We start from the raw sequence: 21058 nt of genomic DNA, 5'->3' as shown, positions 1-21058 counted from the left end.
CCTCAGCCTCACGCCATGGTCTTGCGAATCCCTTCCCACAAGCCATTCAAATACACCGCGCCCAGCGCCCGGTCGTACAGGCCGTAGCCCGGTTTGCCGGTTTCACCCCAGATCATCCGCCCGTGGTCAGGGCGGTAATAGCCCTCGAAGCCGGTCTCGACGTAGGCCTTGACGATCTCGGCCATGTCCAGCGAGCCGTCTTCCGAGCGGTGCGCGGTTTCGTAGAAATCACCGGCTTCGTTGACCTTCACATTGCGCAGATGGGCGAAGTGAATGCGCCCCTGACCGCCAAATTCCCGCACCAGCGACGGGACGTCATTGCCCAGATCGGCGCCGAGGGAGCCTGAACACAGCGTCAGGCCATTGGCCGGGTCATCGACCATCGCCAGAATGTGCGCCAGGTCCTCGCGGTTCTTCACCACCCGTGGCATGCCGAACATTGAGCGCGGAGGGTCGTCCGGGTGTAGGGCCATTTTGATGCCCGCATCTTTCGCCACCGGAATGATCCGCTCCAGAAAATACGCCAGTCGCTCGCGCAAAGTGGCCTCGTCGACCTGCGCGTATTCGTTGATCAGCGCGCGCAGGACTTCCGGCTCGTAGCTGACGTCCCAGCCGGGCAGGCTGATGCCGTTGTCGAGATTCGCCTGCTCGATCACCGCCACGTCGAACGCCAGGGTGGTCGAACCGTCCGGCAGCTCCATGGCCAGGGTCGAGCGGGTCCAGTCGAACACCGGCATGAAGTTGTAGCAAACCACCTTGATTCCGCAGGCGGCCAGGTTGCGCAGGGTCTGGCCGTAGTTGTCGATCAATTGATCGCGGGAAGGCAGGCCGCGCTTGATGTCTTCGTGGACCGGCACGCTCTCGATGACCTCCAGCTCAAGGCCGTGGGCATTCACCGTGGCCTTGAGGGCGGCGATTTTCTCCAGCGGCCAGACCTCGCCCACCGGGATGTCGTAAATGGCGGAGACCACGCCGGTCATGCCGGGGATCTGACGAATATAGGGCAGGGTGACGGGATCGCTGTCGCCGTACCAACGGAAGGTCATTTTCATTGCGCAGTCCTTGTTGTTATGGGAGCGGGCCGCTCAAGACCGCCAGTGCTTCATTGAAGCCGGGCTGAGCGTGGCGTGCGCAGCAGCATAGATTGGTCAGGCCAAATTATGCAAATCCCGACCGTCGAGCCATAAATCGGCAAATAAATCGCCTTTTCGATTTCCATAACCCGGATTGCGGGTCTAGTATCGGCTGCATTCGGATATTTGGTCAGGCCAATTCTGCGGTTCCCGAAGGATGCTTTATCCCTCGGTAAACAGCGTGTGAATCAGGGCCCGGGCGCTAGACGAAGCTCTAACGACGTCTTACTCATAAAAATAATTAGGAGGACTCGCCATGCAGAAAGGGCGCTGGTTGGTAATTTTTCTGTGCTTCCTCGCGGTGGCCATCAACTACATCGACAGGGCTAACCTCGCGGTTGCCGCCCCCTATATCCAGAAAGAACTCGGTTTGGGCTCAGGGCAAATGGGCCTGCTGCTCAGCGGTTTCTTCTGGACCTACGCACTCATGCAAATGCCGTTTGGCTGGTTCGTCGACAAGGTCGGCGCGCGCATCGCGCTGCCCCTCGCGGTGGCCTGGTGGTCGCTGTTCACGGCGGCCACGGCGGCGGCCGGGAGCCTGGCGGCGATGTTCGGTTGCCGCCTGATGCTCGGCGTGGGGGAGGCGGGGGCGTATCCGTCCTGCGCGAAAATCGTCAGCCAGTGGTTCGACGTCAAGGAGCGCGGCTTTGCCACCAGCATCTTCGACAGCGGCTCGCGGGTCGGCTCGGCGTTGTCCATCCCGCTGGTGGCGCTGATCATCGAGCTGTGGGGCTGGCGCGCCTCGTTCATCATCACCGGCGCAGTGGGTTTGATCTGGGTCGTGGGCTGGTTCCTGATCTACAAAGAGCCTCAAGCGGTTGCGGCCATCGAGCAGCACGAAGCGGGCAAGGCGGCGACCCTCGCCGCACGGCCGAAAGTGAAATGGGCGTCGCTGTTTCGTCACCGCACCCTGTGGGGGATGATGCTGGGCTTCTTCTGCCTGAACTTCGTGATCTATTTCTTCATCACCTGGTTCCCGACCTACCTGGTCACCGAACGCGGTTTCTCGCTGAAATCCCTCGGAACACTCGGTACCATTCCGGCGATCGCGTCCATCGTCGGCGGCTGGATCGGCGGGCTGACCTCCGACGCGCTGTATCGCCGGGGCTGGAGCCTGACCGCTGCGCGCAAGACCTGCATCGTCGGCGGCATGCTGATGTCGTCGAGCATTTCCTTGTCGGTGTTCGTCGATGGCACCTACGCGATGCTCGGCTTTTTCAGCCTGGCCTACGCCAGCCTGGCGTTTGCCGGCGCGAGCATCTGGTGCCTGCCGGCTGACGTCGCGCCGACCCCGGCCCATGTAGCCTCGATCGGTGGCATTCAGAACTTCGCATCGAATACCGCCGGCATCTTCATCACTACTTTCACCGGCTTCATGCTGGTGATCGGCAACGGCTCGTTCACCGCGCCGCTGCTCACCGCCGGGGCGTTTGCGCTGCTGGGGGCGTTCAGCTATCTGTTCATTGTCGGCAAGATCGAGCCGTTTTCGATCACGCCGGAGGATGCCGCGCCGCTGGATGCATCGGCAGTCGCCCAGCGCACCTGAGTGTTAGGTCGGATGTGGGCATTACTGTTGCGGTGTGCCCACCGACGCCTTCCCGGCTGAAGCCGGTCCCACAAGTCGGCGTTCCAGCCAGTCCCATTGAATGCACGCGGATGGTTTAGTGGGACCGGCTTAAGCCGGGAAGAGGCCAGTGCAGGCACCGCCACCTTTGCGGTGTAACCACCGACGCATTCCCGGCTGAAGCCGCTTCACACCCCTTCGGCTTTCACCGCCGCGCGAATCGCCTCCAGCAGCATCTGACACGCCGGGTTGTCGTTGTCCGAGCGCCAGACCAGGTGCAGCTCGCTCTGCACCCCTTCACCGAGATCGATGTCGCGGAACGTCACGCCCTTGAACACCACATTCGTGGCGCAACGCGGCACCAGCGCCAGGCCCATGCCGGCATTCACCAGCGCCAGAATGGTCAGCGACGAACCCAGCCACTGCACGTACTCCGGCGCCACTTGCGCCGAGCGAAACATGCCGGTGAGCAGTTCGTTGAACGGCGGGTATGCCGAGTGGGAGTACATCAGGAAGGGCTGGGCGTCGAGGTCCTGCACGCTGATGTTCCGGGCGTTGGCCAGCGGATGACTGCTGGGCACCGCCAGCACGAAGGGTTCGCGGACCAGGCATTCGGTTTCATAACCGGGCTGCAGCAGCGGCGCGCGCACGATGCCCAGATCGATGCGCCGGGCGCGCAGGGCTTCGTGTTGCTGATAGGTATTGAGTTCGGTGAGGGAGATTTTCACGTGGGGCTGGTTCTGCCGCGCTTCGGCGATCACCCGTGGCAGAAACTCGTACACCGCGCTACCGACGAAGCTGATGGTCACCGAGCCGATGTCGCCCTCGGCAAAGCGCCGCGCCGCGATGGCCGCCTGATGCGCACGTTCCAGCAGCGTCTGGGCTTCGATGAAAAATGCCCGGCCCGCCGCGGTCAAGGCGACGCTGCGGGTGTTGCGGTTGAACAGCTGAACCCCCAAGGAATGCTCAAGCAACTGGATCTGCCGGCTCAGCGGTGGCTGGGTCATGTTCAGCCGTTCGGCAGCCCGGCGGAAGTTGAGTTCGGTGGCGACGGTGGTGAAGCAACGTAGCTGGGCAAGCTCGAACATTGATCTATTCCGGGTATCAATCAACAGTCAATCTAGATTAGACGGGAACAATGTGGCGGTCCATGATCGGCTCATCACCTGCATTTCCCACGCTCATCCCAAAAAAAATACAAAGACCGGGAGTCGCACCTTGAACCGCACCGTTCCCATTAGTGAACCCACTCATAACGCCGATCCCACTGTTCTGGCCCGCGCGGCCGCGAAAGTGAAGCGTCATGTGTTGCCGTTGTTCGTGATCATGTTCATCGTCAACTACATCGACCGGGTCAACATCGGCTTCGTCCGCAGCCACATGGAAACCGACCTGGGCATCGGCGCCGCGGCCTACGGGCTCGGCGCCGGGCTGTTTTTCGTCGGCTACGCGCTGTTCGAAGTCCCGTCAAACATGCTCCTGCAACGCTTCGGCGCCCGCGCCTGGCTGACGCGCATCATGTTCACCTGGGGCGCAGCGGCGATGGCCATGGCTTTCGTGCGCGGCGAAACCAGTTTCTATGTGCTGCGCTTCATCCTCGGCGCGGCCGAAGCGGGGTTCTTCCCCGGCATCATTTATTACTTCACTCAGTGGCTGCCTTCGAGCGAACGCGGCAAGGCCATGGCGATCTTTCTCAGCGGCTCGGCCATTGCGTCGGTGATTTCCGGGCCGGTGTCCGGGGCGTTGCTCGGCGTCAGCGGCATGAACCTGCACGGCTGGCAGTGGATGTTCATCATCGAAGGCTTCGCCTCCATCGCCCTGTGCGGTTTTGTCTGGTTCTGGCTGCAGTCCCATCCCCGGGATGCCAAGTGGCTGAGCGAAGAAGAGAAGGGCGCACTGATCAGCGCCATCGACGCCGAACAGCGCGCCCGGGAAGCGGCGCAAGTGATCAAGCCGTCGATCTTCAAGCTGCTCGCCGACCGGCAGATCATGCTCTTTTGCTTCATCTACTTTTCCGTGGCCCTGACCATCTACGGGGCGACGTTCTGGCTGCCGAGCATGATCAAGAAGATGGGCAGCCTCAGCGATTTCGAAGTCGGCCTGTTCAACTCGATTCCGTGGATCATCTCGATCATCGCCATGTATGGCTTCGCGGCGCTGGCGGCTCGCTTCAAACATCAACAGGCGTGGGTAGCGGTCACCCTGGTGATTGCCGCCTGCGGAATGTTCATGTCCACCGTCGGCGGGCCGATCTTCGCCTTCGTCGCCATCTGCTTTGCGGCCATCGGTTTCAAAGCGGCGTCCGCGCTGTTCTGGCCGATTCCCCAAGGCTATCTGGACGCGCGCATCGCAGCGGCGGTGATCGCGCTGATCAACTCGATCGGCAACCTCGGCGGCTTCGTGGCGCCCACCGCGTTCGGCTTTCTGGAGCAGAAAACCGGCTCCATTCAAGGCGGCATGTACGGCCTGGCACTCACCTCATTGGTGGCGGCCGTGGTGATCTTTTTCGCCCGTACCACACCGAAAGGCGACCCACACCGCCCAAAGCTTGAGGACGCTGCGCCACTGCGAGCAGCCGCGTCGCTCAGCTCATCGTCAAGCGTCAAACCCTAGCCTCACACCCTGATTGACCGGGAGAAGTCATTTGAAAATCACACGCGTCACCGTCACCCCGATTGCCTTCCGCGATCCGCCGTTGCTCAACGCCAGCGGCATCCACGAGCCGTTTGCCCTGCGCTCGATCATTGAAGTCGAAACCGACAACGGCTACCTCGGCCTGGGAGAAAGCTACGGCGATGCCCCGGCCCTGGCGATTCAGCAGCAGTTGCAGAGCCAGTTGATCGGCATGGACCCGTTCAACCTCAACCACTTGCGTGCGGTGGTCAAAGCGACCGTTTCTGCAAACAAGCCGGCGAGCGTTGCCGGTGCCGAATTGGCGCCGGGTTCACACGCCAGCAAAGCGGTGAGCAATGCCTATTCGGCGTTCGAAGTGGCGTTTCTGGATGTGCAGGCACGTTCCATGAACCTGCCACTGGTTGACCTGCTGGGCGGTGCCGTTCGCGACCGCGTGCCGTTCAGTGCGTACCTGTTCTTCAAATACGCCCAACACGCCGATTCGCCCTACGCGCCAGACAGCTGGGGAGAAGCGCTGAGCGAAGAACAGATCGTCGCCCAGGCGCGGCGGATGATCGAAGCGTACGGTTTCAAAAGCATCAAACTCAAAGCCGGCGCCCTGGACCCCGAGCACGAAGTGTCCTGCATCAAAGCGCTGAAAAAGGCCTTCCCGGGCTATCCGCTGCGTATCGACCCGAACGGCAACTGGTCGCTGGAAACCTCGATCCGCATGGCCGAACTGCTCGGCGATGACCTGCAATACTACGAAGACCCGACGCCGGGGCTGGAAGGCATGGCCGAACTGCACACACGCACCGGCCTGCCGCTGGCGACCAACATGGTCGTCACCGACTTCGACGAATTCCGCCGCAGCGTCGCGCTGAACAGCGTGCAGATCGTCCTCGCCGACCACCATTACTGGGGCGGCCTGCGCGACACCCAGGCCCTGGCAAAAATGTGCGACACCTTCGGCCTCGGCGTCTCCATGCACTCCAACTCCCACCTTGGCATCAGCCTCATGGCCATGACCCACGTCGCCGCCGCCGTCCCCAACCTCGACTTCGCCTGCGACACCCACTACCCGTGGCAAGAACCGGACGAAGAAGTCATCAAAGGCGGCAAACTCCCCATCATCGACGGCTGCGTCCACCTCACCCGCGAGCCTGGGTTGGGGCTTGAACTGGACTATGACCAGCTGGGCAAACTCAATGACCAATTCCTGACGTGCGGGATTCGCCAGCGGGATGATGTGCGGCAAATGCAGAAATACAAACCGGAGTGGAAGGCGGTGAAGCCACGGTATTGAGGTTGGGGTGGGCCGCATGATCGGGGGTGTTTGAGATACCGCATTCGCGAGCAAGCTCGCTCCCACAGGGACGGTCCAACCCGAAAATCCTCGACCGCCAGAACCGGCCTCTTCCCGGCTAAAGCCAGTCCCACTAACAGCAGCTCGTGCATTCAGTAGGACCGGCTTCAGCCGGGAAGCTCTTGATCTGCTCTTGATCCGCTCTTGATCTGCTTTTGATCTTCATACGCAAAAGGTTCAAGCACCGCCAATCGCGACTTGGGTGCAGGCTGAACGGAGGTCTCGCGGAGTGGGCCGAGCCGCATGGATGCGGCGAGAGCGCCGTCAGGGCATGGATGCCCGTTCGGCGCGGGCCCACGGAGCGAGACCGGAGTGAAGGTATTCCGACGAAGGAGGAACCCAACCAGGAGCAAGCACCCTTGGTTACTTGGGGTGCTTTTCCAAGTAACTCGCCGAAGGCGAAAACGAGGCCGTTAGGCCGACGCCTTTGATCCTGGCGCCCTCAACCTCAACACCTTGGCCCCGTCAAACGGATCAACCAACCAATGCCCCCGCACCCCAAAAACCTCACCCAATAGCTCCGGCGACAACACATCAAAGGGCGAACCCAACGCCACCAACCGCCCCCCATCCATCACTGCCAGACGATCACACCCCAGCGCCTGATTCAAATCATGCAACGCCACCACCGTCGTCACCGGCAAATCCTGCACCAACCGCAAAATCGACAACTGCTGCTGAATATCCAGATGATTCGTCGGCTCATCCAGCAACAACACCTGCGGGCGCTGCGCCAAAGCCCGCGCAATATGCCCCCGCTGCTGCTCCCCACCCGACAACGTATGCCACGCCCGATGCCCCAAGTGCTGCAAACTCACATCCGCCAGCGCCTGCGCCACAATCCGGTCATCGTCCGCGCCCCACGGCGCCAGCGCCGACAGCCACGGCGTACGGCCCAACTCAACCGCCTGCAACAGACTGATCGAATCACCCGTCTGCGCGTGCTGCTCCACCACCGCCACCTGCCGCGCAATGTCCCGCCGGCTCAGCGACGACAAGCGCCTCCCGCCCAAGTGAACGTCGCCCCGAGACGGCTTTTGAATCCCCGCCAGCAGCTTCAGCAGCGTCGACTTCCCCGAGCCATTCGGCCCGACGATCCCCAGGTTTTCCCCCGGCCGAATCGCCAGGCTCACCCCACTGAGCAGTTGCGCGCCCTTGACCGAATAACTCAGGTCACTCCCTTCCAGCATGGTGCCGGGCACCTCCTCACGGGCGTTCATCGAGGACGATTCCCGCGGACCAGAATCATGGCAAAAACCGGCGCGCCCACCAGCGCCGTGATGACCCCGATCGGCAACACCTGACCCTTGATCAAGGTGCGCGACAGCACGTCGGCGGCGATCATGAACAGCGCGCCGATCAGGGCGCTCAAGGGCAACAGACGCGCGTGGCGCACCCCGGCCATCAGGCGCACCGCGTGGGGAATCACCAGCCCGACGAAGCCGATGGAGCCGACGATCGACACCATCACCGCCGTCATCAGCGCGGCGGTGAGAATCAGCACGGCCTGCACCCGGCGTACCGGAATGCCCAGGGACGCCGCTGAATCGCTGCCAAAGGTGAACGCATCCAGCGCGCGCCGATGCCACAGGCACACCAGCAAGCCGAGCACCACGACCGGCACCGACAGCGCCACCGACGACCAGCGCACGCCGCTGAGATTGCCCAGCAACCAGAACATGATCCCGCGGGCCTGTTCGGCATTGGCCGACTTGGTGATCAGGAAGGACGTCAGGGCGTTGAACAGCTGGGACCCGGCAATGCCCGCCAGGATGATCTGGCCGGCAGCGGTCTGGCCCCGAGAGGAGCGGGCGAGCAGGGCGACCAGCGCGAAGGCAGCAATCGCCCCGGCAAACGCGCCGGTGGAGAGTGAAATCGTCCCGGCACCGATGCCGATGATCGCCACCAGCACCGCGCCAGTCGAAGCGCCGGCGGAAATGCCCAGCAAGTAGGGATCGGCCAGCGGGTTGCGCAGCAGCGATTGCAAGACCACGCCCGACACGGCGAGCCCTGCGCCGCAGGTGGCGGCAACGATGGCCCGGGTCAGGCGGTAATTCCAGACGATGCCCTCGTCGATAGGGTCGAGGGGATAGCCTGCGGCCCACAGCTTGTTCGCCAGCACCTGAACGATCACCGGCAGGCTGATCGACGTCTCGCCGATCGCCACGCCCGCCAGCACCGCCAACGCCAGCAACGCGAGGGCCCAAGCACCGTGGACGAAGATTCGAACGACGCTGGAACGGGGCATGCTGAATGACGTCATTGCGCTTGAGTGGCCTGGGCCAGTTGTTCGATGCCGTCGAACAGCCGTACGCTGGACTCCATGGCGCTGGCGTCCATGATCACGATGCGATTGTTTTTCACCGAATCCATATTCCGTGTGACCGGGTCCGAGCGGAGGAAGGCCAGCTTCTTCTCGTGATCGTCGGCCGGGAAGCGGCGACGGTCCATCCGCGCGATGACCAGCACCGTCGGGTTGGCCTTGGCGATGGTTTCCCAGCCCACGGTCGGCCATTCCTCGTCGGAGTCGATGACGTTACGCATGCCGAGGGTGTCGAGCATGAAGTTGGGAATGCCCTTGCGTCCGGCCACGTACGGATCGACGTTGATGTCCGGGCTGGAAAACCAGAAGACCGCCGAGACGGGCGGGTTGGCATGGGCGTTCGCCTGCGCCACAGCCCGAGCCATTCGCGCCTGGTAATCCGCGATCAACTGCTCGCCACGGTCCTGCACGTCGAAAATCTGCGCCAGCTGCCGCAGGCTTTTGTACAGCGTGTCGATGCGGAAGGCTTCGAGGCGCGTGCCGTCGGCGCCGACCCGGTTGTTCTTGCCCTCGCAATCGGACGGCAGGATGTAGGTCGGGATGCCCAGGTCGCGGAACTGCTCGCGGGTACCAACGGCGCCCTGTGGCCCGACCATCCACTCGAACTGCACCGGGACGAAATCCGGGCGTTTGCCGATCACCGATTCAAAACTCGGCGCGTTATCCGCGAGCCGAGCGATGCCGTCGTTGAGGGTTTGGTACTGGGCCAGGACGGGGTTGAACCACAGCGACGTGCCGACGACGTTAGGACCCAGTCCGAGGGCATAGAGCATCTCGGTGGCCGCCTGGCCGATGGTCACGGCTTTCTGCGGGGCGTGGGTGAAGGTCAGCGCTTGGCCGCAGTTGTCCACGGTCAAGGGGTAAATCGTCGACGCCGCGAGGGCGGCAGTGGGCAAAGTCAGGGTGACGAGCAGGGCGGCGAGGCGGCGCAGCGGCATGAACAGCGATCTCCAGATAGCCTGAATGCTTGGCGAAGCAGGCACTGGAAAGTCCATCCCGACAGGCGCCCCTACGATGAGGGCGAGCACAGTGCGCGCGAACGACGCACGAACGGGAGTCCTTCCCCGGACACCCCGCCGGTGAATGAATATGCTGGCCGGCAGGTCTCCTGACTGGCGCTTCATCGCCGTGCTTCGGCCTTCCCGGGGTCACCCAGTGGCAAACAGGAAGCAGGGCTCAGCGCCTACAGTTGCGGGGACAGTTCCCTTTTAGCGCGGAGCACGCGCCTGGGGATTCCCTATTAATTCCGAGCGGAAACCGGCGGCGGGGATACTAAACGATTCGGCGGGTGGAGGCGAATGCGGAGGCGGTGCGCCGGAGATGTATTGACACCTCGCAGTAACTGGACGGACGCAACACCTGTGGGAGTGAGCTTGCTCACGAAGAGGCCAGCACATCCGCTAAATCTTCTGCGGCTGGAATGCAGTCTTCGCGAGCGAGCTCGCTCCCACAAGGTATGTGTTTGCAGCGCCATCGGCGTGAGCTCAACACCACCGGCTTAGAGCTTAAACGGCCAACCCACGATCTTCTTCGGCCGTGGCGTCGCATAGGTGCGCACTTTTGAAGTCTTTAACCCCAGACTCACCAGTGATTCCGCCAGTGCCACCGCAGCGGTCACGCCATCCACCACGGGCACACCGGCGCGGTCACGGATGAGTTGATCCAGCCCGGCCATGCCGCCGCAGCCCAGGCAAATCACCTCGGCCTTGTCCCGACTCACTGCTTCCATGGCCTGCTCAACGATCGCCTCGACCGCACGCTCGGGCGATTCCTCCAGCTCCAGTACGCTCATGCCGCTGGCCCGCACCGACGCGCAGCGTTCGTACACGCCGGCCAGTTTCAGGCGATCCTCGATCAGCGGCACGGTGCGGTCCAGCGTGGTGACCACCGCGTATTTATGCCCCAGCAGCATCGCCAGGCTGGCCGCCGCTTCGGTGATGTCCACCACCGGCACCTCGAGCAATTCCTGCAAACCCTCGCGGCCATGTTCGCCGTAACCGGCCTGAATCACGGCGTCATAGGGCCCTTCGTAGGACATCACCCGGTCCATCACCGCGATGGCCGCCAGGTAGCTTTCGAAATTGCCTTCCACCGACTCGGCGCCGAAGCGCGGGGTCAGGCCGATGATCTCGGTGCCAGGCGAGGCCACGCTGCGGGCCTGCTCGGCGATGGTCTCGGTCATCGATTCGGTGGTGTTGACGTTGACGATCAGAATTCGCATGGACAGATCTCGCGCAGAAAACAAGGCCGGGCGTCTGGCCCGGCGTCGTTGCCCACGATATCAGTCTTTCATCGGCACGGGCGCCTGCAGGGCGATGAAGCCCTGATCGCGCATGGCCTGCCAGAAACCATCCGGCACCTGTGCGTTAAGCGCGGTGACGTCCTCGATGATCCGCGAAGGGCGGCTGGCACCCGGAATCACCGCCGCCACCAGCGGGTTGGCAAGGACAAATTGCAGCGCTGCCGATTTGATGTCCACCTGGTACTGACGGGCGATCTCCTGAATGTGCGCCACCTTGTCGAGCATCGCTGGCGACGCCTCCTGATACTCGAAATGCTTGCCGCCCACCAACACGCCGGAGCTGTAAGGCCCGCCGACGACGAATTCGGCGTTGTACTGACGGGCCTTGTCGAACAGCCGTTGCAGCGGTTGGTCGTGATCGAGCAGCGAATAACGGCCGGCGAGCAGGAAACCATCGGGCTGGGCTTCTTCCAGATCCAGCGTCAGTTCGCACGGCTCGACGCGATTGACGCCCAAGCCCCAGGCCATGATCACGCCTTCTTCACGCAGGCGGGTGAGGGCGCGGAAAGCGCCAGTGCGGGCGATATTGAAATGCTCGATCCAGGCATCGCCGTGGGCGTCCTGCGCGATGTCGTGGACAAACACGATATCCAGACGATCAGTGTTCAACCGCTCCAGGCTCGCTTCAATGGAACGCAGCGTGGCGTCGGCGGAATAATCGGTGACGATCTTGTTTTTCAGGCCTTCGGCGAACGGGCCGCTGCGGGTCTCGGTGTCGATCTCGTCGGAAATCAGCCGGCCGACTTTGGTGCTCAGCGTGTACTGGTCGCGTGGGACGCCGGCGAGGGCCTTGCCCAGGCGCTGCTCGGACAAGCCGGCGCCGTAGATGGGCGCGGTGTCGAAATAGCGAATGCCTTGATCCCAGGCGGATTGAACGGTGGCCGCAGCTTCATCTTCATCGATGGTGCGGAACATGTTGCCCAGCGGCGCGGAGCCGAAGCCGAGGCGGCCGATGATCTTGTCGTGCAGACTCATTGGGGGGTGTCCTGTGCGGTGGGGCGTGTTGGATGGCGCGCGGTTCATGGCCCGGATCGAGCACGATGAAACCGGCGAAGCTTCTTTACTGACTGCTGATTGCCGCAGGGGTTCTTCGGAATGGGCGAGCGTGTGCTTTCACATGCCCAGCGAGCGGCTATCCTCAGTCCATGCAAATCTCGCTATTTGCGGTACCTCACTGGGACCCGCTCCTGCGATTCCTCGTGTGACCGGCTCCTGCGATTTCTCTGTGGGACCGGCTTTAGCCGGGAAGAGGCCCGTGAGTAAGCCATCCATGACCAGCGAGGCCGCCGATGAGCGAGCACATCATTCATTTCCACTGCGGGGTCGATCAGGCCAGCACCGAGCATTTTCGCGATCGCTGCCTGGAAGCCCTCGGCAAGGGCGCGACCGGATTGCTGCTGAATCTGTCGACCGCCGGCGGCAGCACCGCACTGGGATTCACCCTGTACAACTTCCTCAAATCCCTGAAAGTGCCGATCCGCGCGTTGAACAGCGGCAACATCGAATCCATGGGCATCGTCATCTACCTGGCGGCTCAAGAGCGGATTGTCTGCCCCCATTCGCGTTTTCTGATCCACCCCATGAGCTGGTACTTCAACCAGAGCTCGGTGGACCACTCACGCATGCGCGAATACCTGCGCAGCCTGGACAACGACCTGCAGCGCTACGTGAATATCTACCAGAGCGAGACCGTGAGCGCGCTGCACCCGCTAGACATAGGGCGCTGCCTGTCAGCGGAGGAGAAGGTGATCCGCGCCGAAGACTCCCTGGCGTGCGGCATTGCCCATCGTGTCGAGCAATTGCAGTTTGCCGAAGACGCCGTGCACTGGACCGTCAGCGCCAGCTAAGCTCGATCCATTGAACCCGGTCGTTGTCGAGCCCTCTGACTCTATTATCGGCCACATTGAAACGAGAGGTGACTGCCATGCAATCCCATACACCTGACGCTGCACCCGTTCCGCCGCGCCCCGCTCCCCAGCCGGGTGACGAAGAGACAGGATTTGACGCCGACATGGATCCGGGCAACGAAGACCCGGGTTCCCAGTTTGATCGGGACGCCACGGTGCCGCTGATCGATCCGGATAAATGAGGGGGGAGGGTGCCGCTGACAACCTGTGCTTGCTACGAGGCCTACATTGCTTTTTTGACTGATGCTCAAACAAAAGAGCGAGAGCCTTGGCCCTCGCTCGCTTCACTCAGCCGCACGTCGTTACGACTTGCCGCCTGAGCCGCCTTTCTTGCCGGTGCCGCTCGCGCCTGCACCCGATTCTTTCTTCATATCGCTTCCGGCATTGCCGCTGCCTGAAGCCTGTCCGCCTTTCTTGCCGGCTTCGGACGCTTTCTCTTTATCGTTCGCAAAATTGCCAGGGTTCGACTTTCCGGTGTTAGCCATGATCGCAGACCTCTTGTTATTGAGAAGGCGAGACAGGTGCCTCGCCTTAACTGTGAGGGGGCGTTCACGCAATCGTTTAACCCGTCGACTCGCTGGCAGACCAACGGCGGTGACGAGTGATGCCCGCTGTTACATGTGCACTTCGACGGTCAGCGGCAGGTGATCGGACAGATGCGTCCATGGCCGCGTGCCGAGGATTTTTGGTTGGTGGCTGGTGGCGTTGCGCAGGTAGATCCGGTCCAGGCGCAGCATCGGGAAGCGCGCCGGGTACGTTTTCGCCAGCCGGCCCTGACTGCGCTCGAAGGCTTCATGCAGGTAGCCGCAGCGCTGCAGGCGCTTGTTGCCCTGGAGCTGCCAGTCGTTGAAGTCGCCGGCGATCACCACCGGTGCGTCCTCGGGCAGGGAGTCGAGCAGATCGCAGAGCAGGTTCAGCTGCAACTGGCGATGGCTTTCCAGCAGGCTGAGGTGCACGCAAATCGCATGGACCTCGGCATGCCCTGGCACTTGCAGCACGCAGTGCAACAAGCCCCGGCGTTCCGGCCCGGTGATCGAGATGTCCAGATTGCGGTAATGCAGGATCGGGTATTTGGACAGCAGCGCGTTGCCGTGGTGGCCATCGGGGTAGACCGCGTTGCGGCCGTAGGCGAAGTCCGTCCACATACTGTCGGCGAGAAATTCGTAGTGCGGCGTGTCGGGCCAGTCTTCGTACTTGGCGGCGTGGCGGTCATGGCCGCCGAGGACTTCCTGGAGAAACACCAGGTCGGCACCGGTGCTGCGCACGGCTTCACGCAACTCCGGCAGGATGAAACGCCGGTTCAGGGCGGTGAAGCCCTTGTGGGTGTTCACGGTCAGCACGCGCAGTTTGTGGACTTCGCGCAACGTGGCCGGGTCCGGAGGGGTAGCGTTCGAGCCAGCGGGATCGGGGGTCACGCCCTCACTCCTGTTCGGGGATGTGCTATTCGGACCGGGACGCGAGGCGGCAGTTCAGCTTTTAGGTGGGACGGGCTGTGGCCGGGGGATTTCAACAGCGAGTGAGCGCTGTTGCAGAGTCGCCGGCCTCTTCCCGGCTGACGCCGGTCCTACTGAACCAACGCGGGCTCTCTGTAGGACCGGCTTCAGCCGGGAAGCTTTGAGACGCTGCGCTCGCTACACCCGCGTGTCGACCGGCGCCCTGCGCGACAGCACCACCGCCAGCGTCAACGCCGCCACCGACAACAGCGCCGCGAAGAAGAAAATCCAGCCGTAGCCCATGCCCAGCGCCACCGCGCCCATCAGCGGCCCGGCAATGGCCAGGGCCAGGTCGAAGAACACCGCATAGGCGCTGAGCCCCGCGCCGCGACTGCTGTTGGGAACCTGCTTGATGGCTTCCACGCCCAGTGCCGGGTACACCAGCGACAAACCAAAACCGGTCAGCCCCGCGCCGATCAGGGCGAAAGTGGTATCGGGTGCCAGCCACAACAGCAACAGCCCCAGGGTTTCCACCGAGATGCAGACGATCGCCGAGCGGAAGCCGCCGAAGCGGTTGATCGCGTTGATGAACAGCAACCGCGCCAGGATGAAACAAACGCCGAACACCGTCAGGCACCAGGCCGCGCCTTCCCAGCCACGGGCCAGGTAAAACAGGGTGATGAACGTGGTCAGCGTGCCGTAGCCGATGGAGGACAGGGTCAGGCTCAGGCCGAACGGCGCCACCCGGCCGAACACCGAGAAGAACGGCAGGCGCTCGCCGCGCATCACAGGGATCGCCGGCTTGTTGCGGATCAACAACAGTGCCCCGGCGGCCAGCACGAACAGCACCACGCCCAGGCTGGCAAAGCCCATCGCGCCGACCATCACCACCCCCAGCGGCGCGCCGATCGCAATGGCGCCGTAGGACGCGATGCCGTTCCAGGAGATCGAGCGGGCGGTGTGCTCCGAACCGACCTGGCCGATGCACCAGCTGATGGTGCCGACGCCGATCAAGCCCTGGGACGCACCGAGGAACAGGCGAGCGATGATCAGGATGGTCAGACTGACTCCGGCGAAACGCTCCAGAAGGATTGCTGCCAACGTCAGCACGCCGCTCAACGCGATGCCCGACAGCCCGTAAACAATGGCGCGCTTGGTGCCGATGGTGTCGCAGATGCGTCCCGCCACCGGACGACTCAACAGCGTCGCCAGGTACTGCGCGCCGATCACCAGCCCCGCAATCACGGCGCTGAAGCCCAGCTGGTTGTGCACGTAGCCGGGCATCACCGCGATGGGCAGGCCGATGCACAGGAAGGCGATGAAGGTGTAGACGACGATGGAGACGATTTGAAGCGTGATCGCCATCGAACTGGCGTCATGGGTGGGGGAATGGGCAGGCGCATCGGGCGGCAGGGCGGCAGACATGGGGACTCTTCGCTGGAGCGGTGGGAGTGCCGCATCATCGCCCGTGGTGTCAGGAAATGAAAGCTGGCTAACGGTTTTTCTCCAGAATCAGAGGACACCCGGACTCGCCCTTTCCCGGCTAAAGCCGGTCCTGCGAGTGTTTGCATTTGCCTTCGTAGGACCGGCTTTAGCCGGGAAAGCGTCGGATGTCACACCGCAGGATCGGGGGCGCCTGGCCTGGCGTCTTCCCGGCTGAAGCCGGTCCCACTGTCACAAAAAAGCCCCGTCACGATGGACGGGGCTTCTTGTTTTCAGCATGGCTCTGTCAGTGCATGACCCTGATCAGAACGCGACGCCCTGGCTGCGCAGGTAATCGTCGTAGGTGCCGCTGAAGTCGGTCACGCCACTTGGGCTCAACTCGATGATGCGGGTGGCGAGGGACGAGACGAACTCGCGGTCGTGGCTGACGAAGATCAGCGTGCCCGGGTAGTTCTCCAGCGCCAGGTTCAGCGCCTCGATCGACTCCATGTCCAGGTGGTTGGTCGGTTCGTCCATGATCAGCACGTTCGGCTTCTGCAGGATCAGCTTGCCGAACAGCATGCGGCCTTGCTCACCACCGGAAATGACCTTGACCGACTTGAGGATCTCGTCGTTGGAGAACAGCATCCGGCCCAGGGTGCCGCGAATGACTTGCTCACCTTGGGTCCATTGCCCCATCCAGTCGAACAGGGTGACATCGTCTTCGAAGTCGTGGGCGTGGTCCTGGGCGTAGTAACCCAGCTCTGCCGCATCGGTCCACTTGATCGTGCCGGCATCCGGGGTCAGCTCATTGACCAGGGTGCGCAGCAGAGTGGTTTTACCGATACCGTTCGGGCCGATGATCGCAACGCGCTCGCCGGCTTCAACCTGGAAGCTGAAGTTCTTGAACAGCGGCTTGCCGTCGAAGCCTTTGGCCATTTGGTCAATGATGACCGCCTGACGGTGCAGCTTCTTGTTCTGATCGAAGCGGATGAACGGGCTGACGCGGCTCGACGGTTTGACCTCGGCCAGCTGGATCTTGTCGATCGCCTTGGCGCGGGACGTGGCCTGCTTGGCTTTCGAGGCGTTGGCCGAGAAGCGGCTGACGAACGACTGCAATTCGGAGATCTGGGCTTTCTTCTTGGCGTTGTCCGACAGCAACTGCTCGCGGGACTGGGTCGCCACGGTCATGTACTCGTCGTAGTTGCCCGGGAACAGGCGCAGCTCGCCGTAATCCAGGTCAGCCATGTGGGTGCACACGCTGTTGAGGAAGTGACGGTCGTGAGAAATGATGATCATCAGGCTGGAACGCTGGGTCAGGATGTTTTCCAGCCAGCGAATGGTGTTGATGTCCAGGTGGTTGGTCGGTTCATCGAGCAACAGCACTTCAGGATCGGAGAACAGCGCCTGGGCCAGCAACACGCGCAGCTTCCAGCCCGGCGACACTTCGCTCATCGGCCCGTTGTGCTGCTCGATGCCAATGCCCAGACCGAGCAACAGCTCACCGGCACGGGATTCGGCGGTGTAGCCGTCCATTTCAGCGAATTCGGTTTCCAGCTCGGCGACGGCCATGCCGTCTTCTTCGGTCATTTCCGGCAGCGAGTAGATGCGATCGCGCTCGGCCTTGACCTTCCACAGCTCTTCGTGACCCATGATCACGGTGTCGATGACGGTGAAGTCTTCGTAGGCGAACTGGTCCTGGCGCAATTTACCCAGACGCACGTTCGGCTCAAGCATCACCTGGCCGCCAGACGGCTCCAGATCGCCGCCGAGGATCTTCATGAAGGTGGACTTGCCACAGCCATTGGCGCCGATGAGGCCATAGCGATTGCCACCGCCGAATTTGACCGAAACGTTCTCGAACAGCGGCTTGGCGCCAAACTGCATGGTGATGTTAGCTGTGGAAATCAATTACCTTACCTATCAATGGGTTGCGGGTTGCTAGATGTGACCTTGGGTCAATCCTGGGGCATTTCTGAGTTTTCCATTTCCCCCCAATCACCGCTGGAGCAGAGCCAGCGCGCATATGTCGAGAGCAGCATCTGGACGGGGCGTCCGAGCTGTTGGGCGATAAAGGAGGGATTCGTTCCAGACATTGCGCGTAGTGTCGCATAAGTATGACGACAGTTGTATGGCGGACTCTGGAACAAATGTCTGAAGGACCTGTCAGCTGAATGCGTAAAGGTGGCTCTACGCTGGGCTCTGTACTGGCTAGAGTCGCTTGAATCTCCCTGTGATCATTTCTGGAATCGACTATGTTGAATAAATGGAATTTGCCTGCCGTGACGAACCGATCGCTAAAAAAAGGCGCGCTGAATCTCACATTGAGCCTGGCCGTGTCAATGACCGTTGGCGTCACGGCCGCTCTGGCCGCCTCACCGCCAGAGGCGCAGAGCAGTTACACCGCCCAGCAGGCCTCGATGTTAGGGGGCAAGCTTTCAGTCAACGTACCGGCGGGGTTTGTCAAAGATCCTGCGCCAATCGACCCTAGAGCGACTGCCATGGGCATGACCGGCGCCAACTACCTCAACAAAGCAGAAAAAAGCGTGCTGATCACCGGGCAGGTTCCCCTTGCGACAGCCGTCGATTCCGACAACGACGAAACCGCCTTGAACGGTCTACTGACCGGCACGGCGCTGCAACAACGTACCGATTACCAAAACTATAAAAAACTTGGGGAAAAAAGCATCGTTAAAGCCAGTGGGTTGGGCTTGCGTCAGCTCGATGCCTCTTTCAGTGCGGGTGGTAAGCCGATGCTCGCGACTACCGTGGCCGCTGCCTCTGGTACACAGTCCGCAGTCGTAACAGTGATTACCAACGCGGACAACCCGAAAGGCCACTCTGCACTTGTGAAGACTGTTACCGGCGAGTGAGTAAAAGCTATCGCTGGCGCTCAGGGACTACGACGCCACGTGACCGACGAGGTGACGTGGCCTGATGAAGGTGGCTAAGCGTGAGCGGCCCTGACGCCGCTCCCGAATTGCATCACCTGATCAAGCGTGCTCGACCTGCGTCCTGACCTTGTTCACCGTGGAGTAATGGGAGAACACGATGCAGCCGATCAGTCGGGAGAACAGCCCAAGGGTTTCGACGAGGTCGGGGTTCTCGAAGGTGCTGGCCTTGGAGTCGAGCAGGCACAGCGCGCCGAAGAGTTGGCCGTCGGGCAGGGAGATCGGTACGCCGATGTAGCTTTCGATGGCGTAACGCTTGACCACCGGGCGACCCGCATAGTGCTCGCTTTTGCTGATGCTGGGGATGATCAGCGCCTTCGGGTTTTCGATCAGCTCGTTACACAGTGTTGATTCCAACTCCAGGACTTCGCCTTCCTGGATACCGATGTGAATCTCGTCATAGACCGCGCAGGCGACCCACTCGGCATCGGTGAACTTGGCGATGCCCGCAAAGCGCATGCCGGTCAGCCGGGTCACGAGTCTGAGGATGTTCGTCGTGGCCTCAACCTCGGCGATCGCCGAACGCTCGGCAATGGTCAGCAAATCCGGGCAGAGCAGGGAATCCAAAGCCATTGTCGGCTCCATATCGATGTGTAGTGGCGTACCGGCCGGGGCATGTACGTCGCGCAGATTAGCATCTTGTGCTGCACCCGTATCCTCCCCCTCTGCTCTCTGCGACCATTTGCCATGGGGCCGATCGTCGAAAAGATGCAGCCGAGGCCGTCAGAGCTGGTGGGTAAATCGCTGCACCGCCCCCACGACCTGCCGCGCGCCCTCCTGAATTTCCACGATCACGCTGCCCGCCTGGTTGGCCAGCGACAGGCCCTGTTCGGCCTGAACCCGTGTGCTGCCCATGTCCTTGACCACGTCATCCACCAGTTTCTGGTTCTGTTGCACCACCGCGACAATTTCCTCGGTGGCCGTGCTGGTGCGCCCGGCCAACTGACGCACTTCATCCGCCACGACGGCAAAGCCACGCCCTTGTTCACCGGCGCGGGCCGCTTCGATGGCGGCATTAAGGGCCAGCAAGTTGGTCTGCTGGGCGATGCCACCGATGGTTTGCACGATGGTGCTGATCAGCAGCGATTGCTTGCCCAGCGCTTCCATGCCATGGGAGGCGGAAAGCATCTGGTCGGCAATGCCGTTCATGGTTTCCACCGTGTTGTTGATCACCGCTGCTCCACGCTGGGCCGAGACATCGGTGCGCTGGGAGATTTCGAAGGCAGTGCCCGCCGCGACGCTGATTTCCGCTTCGCGATGTACCTGATCGGTAATGACAGTGGCGAACTTCACCACTTTGTAAAGCTTGCCCTGGGTGTCGTGGACCGGGTTGTACGTCGCTTCCAGCCAGACTTCATCGCCACGGCTGTTCAAGCGTTTGAACCGGTCTGCCACGAACTCACCGTTGTTCAGGCGTTTCCAGAACGCTTTGTAGTCTTCGGTGGCGGCGAATTTCGGGTCACAGAACAGGCTGTGGTGCTTGCCGAGAATCTGATCCTGGCTGTAGCCCATTTCCTGGAGGAAGGACTGGTTAGCCTTCAGCACGTGGCCGCCGAGGTCGAATTCGATGACCGCTGTCGACCGCAGCAGGGCGTTGATGAACGACTCGTTTTCCCGGGCCTTGTTGACTTCGGCGGTGACGTTGGTGGCCAGACATTTGAAGGCGACGAGGCGACCTTGCTCATCTTTCAACGGCGACCAGGTGGCGTGCAGCCAGATCAGCGAACCGCCTTTGCTGACGAAGCGGTAGTCGTCGGTCACTGCCGTGCCGCTGGTGGCTGCGGCCTTGAAGTTGCGAAAGCATGGCATGGTCGCCACGTAGGAAGGGATAAATGCCGCCATGGGGTGGCCGACCAGTTCATCGTGGGAGTAACCGATTGCTGCGCAGAACTTGCTGTTGGCGTCCGTGATGCGCAGGTCGGAATCCACCGTCAGCGACAGCATCTCCTGCATGAGGGCGTCATGAAAATTTTTGAGCGTGACCAGCTCCGAGCTTAGTGTGGCCACCTGCTTTTTGACTTTGGAATTAAACATCTGCCGCTCC

19 protein-coding genes, 1 pseudogene and 1 riboswitch are annotated in these 21058 nt (G+C 62.0%); of the genes and pseudogenes, 6 read left to right on the top strand and 14 right to left on the bottom strand.

What is annotated here, in order from left to right:
• Positions 1–8 precede the first annotated feature (8 nt).
• Positions 9–1052, bottom strand: coding sequence for a mannonate dehydratase (gene uxuA / locus ABEH28_RS15685; protein ID WP_346630467.1), 1044 nt, complete (start codon positions 1050–1052; stop codon positions 9–11).
• 337 nt (positions 1053–1389) lie between these two features.
• On the opposite strand from uxuA, the gene ABEH28_RS15680 reads away from it, so the two are divergent.
• Positions 1390–2679 carry an MFS transporter gene (locus ABEH28_RS15680; protein WP_346630466.1) on the top strand — a complete coding sequence of 430 codons (1290 nt, stop codon included), beginning with the start codon at positions 1390–1392 and terminating at the stop codon, positions 2677–2679.
• A 206-nt stretch (positions 2680–2885) separates the two neighbouring features.
• Here ABEH28_RS15680 and ABEH28_RS15675 read toward each other — a convergent pair whose 3' ends face one another.
• Complete coding sequence (locus ABEH28_RS15675) at positions 2886–3785, bottom strand: LysR substrate-binding domain-containing protein (RefSeq protein ID WP_346630465.1); 900 nt, start codon at positions 3783–3785, stop codon at positions 2886–2888.
• Positions 3786–4023: 238 nt separating this feature from the next.
• On the opposite strand from ABEH28_RS15675, the gene ABEH28_RS15670 reads away from it, so the two are divergent.
• Positions 4024–5310: an MFS transporter gene (locus ABEH28_RS15670; RefSeq protein WP_197984002.1), complete on the top strand. Its 1287-nt coding sequence runs from the start codon at positions 4024–4026 to the stop codon at positions 5308–5310.
• A 31-nt stretch (positions 5311–5341) separates the two neighbouring features.
• Positions 5342–6616, top strand: a complete 1275-nt coding sequence (locus ABEH28_RS15665) for a glucarate dehydratase family protein (protein WP_346630464.1) — start codon at positions 5342–5344, stop codon at positions 6614–6616.
• Between the two features lie 473 nt (positions 6617–7089).
• Here ABEH28_RS15665 and ABEH28_RS15660 read toward each other — a convergent pair whose 3' ends face one another.
• The 5 genes from ABEH28_RS15660 to ABEH28_RS15640 form a co-directional block, all read right to left on the bottom strand.
• A complete protein-coding gene (locus ABEH28_RS15660) occupies positions 7090–7896 on the bottom strand; it encodes an ABC transporter ATP-binding protein (RefSeq protein WP_346630463.1) in 807 nt (268 codons plus the stop codon).
• Positions 7893–8924, bottom strand: coding sequence for an iron chelate uptake ABC transporter family permease subunit (locus tag ABEH28_RS15655; RefSeq protein WP_346630462.1), 1032 nt, complete (start codon positions 8922–8924; stop codon positions 7893–7895). The genes ABEH28_RS15660 and ABEH28_RS15655 overlap by 4 nt, the downstream gene beginning before the upstream one ends.
• An 11-nt stretch (positions 8925–8935) precedes the next feature.
• On the bottom strand, positions 8936–9937 hold the full coding sequence (locus tag ABEH28_RS15650; protein ID WP_346630461.1) for an ABC transporter substrate-binding protein: 1002 nt from the start codon (positions 9935–9937) through the stop codon (positions 8936–8938).
• 142 nt (positions 9938–10079) lie between these two features.
• Positions 10080–10276, bottom strand: a riboswitch (cobalamin riboswitch).
• A gap of 221 nt (positions 10277–10497) precedes the next feature.
• Entirely contained in the window at positions 10498–11220 is a 723-nt protein-coding gene (locus ABEH28_RS15645; RefSeq protein ID WP_346630460.1) for an aspartate/glutamate racemase family protein, read from the bottom strand.
• A gap of 60 nt (positions 11221–11280) precedes the next feature.
• On the bottom strand, positions 11281–12276 hold the full coding sequence (locus tag ABEH28_RS15640) for an aldo/keto reductase (RefSeq protein WP_346630459.1): 996 nt from the start codon (positions 12274–12276) through the stop codon (positions 11281–11283).
• 314 nt (positions 12277–12590) lie between these two features.
• On the opposite strand from ABEH28_RS15640, the gene ABEH28_RS15635 reads away from it, so the two are divergent.
• Entirely contained in the window at positions 12591–13148 is a 558-nt protein-coding gene (locus ABEH28_RS15635) for an ATP-dependent Clp protease proteolytic subunit (RefSeq protein WP_192173986.1), read from the top strand.
• A gap of 77 nt (positions 13149–13225) precedes the next feature.
• Positions 13226–13390 carry a hypothetical protein gene (locus ABEH28_RS15630; RefSeq protein WP_192173996.1) on the top strand — a complete coding sequence of 55 codons (165 nt, stop codon included), beginning with the start codon at positions 13226–13228 and terminating at the stop codon, positions 13388–13390.
• Between the two features lie 120 nt (positions 13391–13510).
• Here ABEH28_RS15630 and ABEH28_RS15625 read toward each other — a convergent pair whose 3' ends face one another.
• The 5 genes and pseudogenes from ABEH28_RS15625 to ABEH28_RS15605 form a co-directional block, all read right to left on the bottom strand.
• Positions 13511–13693: a KGG domain-containing protein gene (locus ABEH28_RS15625; RefSeq protein WP_282373580.1), complete on the bottom strand. Its 183-nt coding sequence runs from the start codon at positions 13691–13693 to the stop codon at positions 13511–13513.
• A gap of 129 nt (positions 13694–13822) precedes the next feature.
• Positions 13823–14623, bottom strand: a complete 801-nt coding sequence (locus tag ABEH28_RS15620; protein ID WP_192173984.1) for an endonuclease/exonuclease/phosphatase family protein — start codon at positions 14621–14623, stop codon at positions 13823–13825.
• Positions 14624–14839: 216 nt separating this feature from the next.
• Positions 14840–16066, bottom strand: a complete 1227-nt coding sequence (locus ABEH28_RS15615; protein WP_346630458.1) for an MFS transporter — start codon at positions 16064–16066, stop codon at positions 14840–14842.
• 321 nt (positions 16067–16387) lie between these two features.
• A complete protein-coding gene (locus ABEH28_RS15610) occupies positions 16388–17974 on the bottom strand; it encodes an ABC-F family ATPase (protein ID WP_133774936.1) in 1587 nt (528 codons plus the stop codon).
• A 47-nt stretch (positions 17975–18021) separates the two neighbouring features.
• Positions 18022–18207: pseudogene (locus tag ABEH28_RS15605) on the bottom strand (hypothetical protein); the annotation flags it as partial.
• Positions 18208–18318: 111 nt separating this feature from the next.
• Between ABEH28_RS15605 and ABEH28_RS15600 the strand changes: the two are divergent.
• On the top strand, positions 18319–18936 hold the full coding sequence (locus tag ABEH28_RS15600) for a polyribonucleotide nucleotidyltransferase (protein WP_346630457.1): 618 nt from the start codon (positions 18319–18321) through the stop codon (positions 18934–18936).
• A gap of 120 nt (positions 18937–19056) precedes the next feature.
• On the opposite strand, the gene ABEH28_RS15595 is transcribed toward ABEH28_RS15600, so the two are convergent.
• Both ABEH28_RS15595 and ABEH28_RS15590 read right to left on the bottom strand, forming a co-directional pair.
• Positions 19057–19587, bottom strand: a complete 531-nt coding sequence (locus tag ABEH28_RS15595) for a GAF domain-containing protein (protein ID WP_346630456.1) — start codon at positions 19585–19587, stop codon at positions 19057–19059.
• Between the two features lie 150 nt (positions 19588–19737).
• Positions 19738–21048, bottom strand: a complete 1311-nt coding sequence (locus tag ABEH28_RS15590) for a PAS domain-containing methyl-accepting chemotaxis protein (protein ID WP_346630455.1) — start codon at positions 21046–21048, stop codon at positions 19738–19740.
• Positions 21049–21058: the final 10 nt, after the last annotated feature.

The organism is Pseudomonas sp. Ps21-P2 (assembly GCF_039672565.1).
In the GTDB taxonomy this organism is placed as follows: Bacteria; Pseudomonadota; Gammaproteobacteria; order Pseudomonadales; family Pseudomonadaceae; genus Aquipseudomonas.
Note: the sequence above shows the minus strand (reverse complement) of the source record. Positions and strands in the feature narration are given on the sequence as shown.